Annotated in this window: 1 pseudogene; it reads left to right on the top strand. The window is 60.4% G+C overall.

Annotation, left to right across the window (positions count from 1 at the left end):
• Window positions 1–270 (top strand): annotated as a pseudogene (locus tag RTW80_RS29360) (beta-glucosidase); the annotation flags it as partial.

Here is a 270-nt window from a genome sequence, read left to right on the forward strand (position 1 = left end):
AGCTGGACGACGCCGCTCGCCACGTGCTGAACGTGAAATATGACATGGGGCTGTTTAACGATCCGTACAGCCATCTGGGGCCAAAAGAGTCAGACCCGGCGGACACCAACGCCGAAAGCCGTCTGCACCGTAAAGAAGCCCGGGAAGTAGCGCGCGAAAGCCTGGTACTGCTGAAAAACCGTCTCGACACGCTGCCGCTGAAAAAATCCGGCACCATTGCCGTGGTGGGCCCGCTGGCCGACAGCAAGCGTGACGTGATGGGCAGCTGGT

It is taken from the genome of Escherichia sp. AM3, assembly GCF_032029835.1.
Taxonomy (GTDB): Bacteria; Pseudomonadota; Gammaproteobacteria; order Enterobacterales; family Enterobacteriaceae; genus Escherichia; species Escherichia coli.